At 68.4% G+C, this 1,638-nt stretch carries 2 protein-coding genes; one reads left to right on the plus strand and one right to left on the minus strand.

The window, feature by feature from the left end:
* Window positions 1-435 precede the first annotated feature (435 nt).
* The gene (locus VXC91_RS45315) at window positions 436-1,095 is read left to right on the plus strand and encodes a DUF4241 domain-containing protein (RefSeq protein WP_329513163.1); all 660 of its coding nucleotides are present in this window, start codon (window positions 436-438) and stop codon (window positions 1,093-1,095) included.
* A 306-nt stretch (window positions 1,096-1,401) separates the two neighbouring features.
* Here the strand turns inward: VXC91_RS45315 and VXC91_RS45320 are convergent.
* Window positions 1,402-1,638, minus strand: a 237-nt coding sequence (locus VXC91_RS45320; RefSeq protein WP_329513164.1) for an ATP-binding protein, incomplete at its 5' end; no start/stop codon positions are given.

Raw genomic sequence — 1,638 nt, forward strand, 5'->3', positions numbered from 1 at the left:
AGACGCGCGCCTGCCCGCCGTGATGGCCGCCCTCGACAGCGAGGACAGCAAAGAGGGAGTGCTCGCCTTCCAGGAGAAGCGCGCCCCCGTGTGGACAGGACGCTGACGACCGCCCCCGACGCCGGCGGCCGGCGCAGCACCGGCACGGCCCGGCTCAACAGGCCCGGGCCGAACAGGCCCGGCGCTCGCGTCCTGCGCGCCGGTAGCGGAGCCGGGTGTCGGAAAGCCGCCGACGCCCGGCCGTGCCGTTGAACACCGCACGGCCGCCGCAGCACGGGAGTCACTCGCGCCGCACGTTCATGATCAATGTCGGTGAGAAGTGTGTTCTGGCACAGATCTTGGGGAGCGATCACGGATCGTGGCGATGCACGAAGTGCCGAGGTCAGCGGGCCCCCGTACGTTTCGGCTGACCGCCCGGCCGGGCGGCGAGGAGGGGTGAAACATGAAGTGGGGCTGGCAGCCGGGCCTGAGGCCACCTGGTACCTGGAGACGGCTTTCACGCCCGGCGCTCACCTGGGGACGGTGTACGACGATCCCACAACGCCCGTCGTTGTGACGAGCATCGAGGAGGTGACCACCATGCGTGTGCCCAGCGGCCGTCTTGTTGTCGATGCGCCGTGGGACGACGACGACACCTGGAGGTATGAGCAAGGGGTGCCGACGAGGCCCCCGCGGGAGCTGGCGGTACGCATTCCCCCGGGCGTCTACCGAGTGGAGATCGCGTGGACGGCGGGCCCGTACGAGTTCTTCGGCGAGCACTTCGATGGCGTCGAGTGCACCGCGACTCGCTTGCGCATCAGCGACGCCCCTGTGATCGGGTGGGAAATGGGCCTGGGTGTCGACGACGACATCGACCGGCTTCCGCCGGGCAAGAATCCCCGGTTCGGCGCCGACCATAATGTTGGCTGCTTCGCCGACGCCAGCGCGTGGACGGCCTTGTCCGCGCCATTTCGCACATGTGTGGATGGCCGTTGGGAGCCGCGTGGAAGCGGGGGCGCAGTCAGGCGGCATCGTCTGGTTGGGGCGGACCAAGACCGGCGACGTGGCCGCGATCGTCGTCACCAGTGGCATGGCCGGCGCCAAAGCGTGACATAGCTGCCGCCTCTCCCTGTCCTGCAAGTCGCGTGGCGGACATGGATGACCGCTTTCACCCGTACGGGCATTCCTGCGCTTCGCGACGGCCTTATTCCTTCCTGAAAGCAAGCAGCGGGGAAGGATTGAGGTATCGGAACGCGTCAGGGCCGCACCCGGACCTCGGGTGCGGTCCCATGCCCAGGTTCATCCGGGCGATGGGTCAGTTCTCCGAGGGGACGCGGGCGGTGATCTCCCGCGCCATCCGGCCCGCGTCGGCCGGCATCGGGCCGCCCGCCTCAGGTGAACCGGCGAGGTCAAAACAACAAGCTAAGCATCTCTCGGTAGTTCTTGTTCGGCCCAGACGGACTTGCCGCCGCCCGTTGTGCTGCGGCATCCCTGTCGCTGGGAAAGCTGGGCGACGATGCTGAGGCCGCGGCCGGACTCGTCGAGGCTACGGGCCTGTCGCCGATGGGGGCTGGCATCTGAGACTTCGCAGGTCAGAACCTGGTGCTGGATCAGGCGCAGACGGATGGGGCCTGTGGCGTGGCGGACGGCGTTGGTGAA

Origin of the sequence: Streptomyces chiangmaiensis, from assembly GCF_036281785.1 — a bacterium.
GTDB classification, from domain to species: domain Bacteria; phylum Actinomycetota; class Actinomycetes; order Streptomycetales; family Streptomycetaceae; genus Streptomyces; species Streptomyces chiangmaiensis.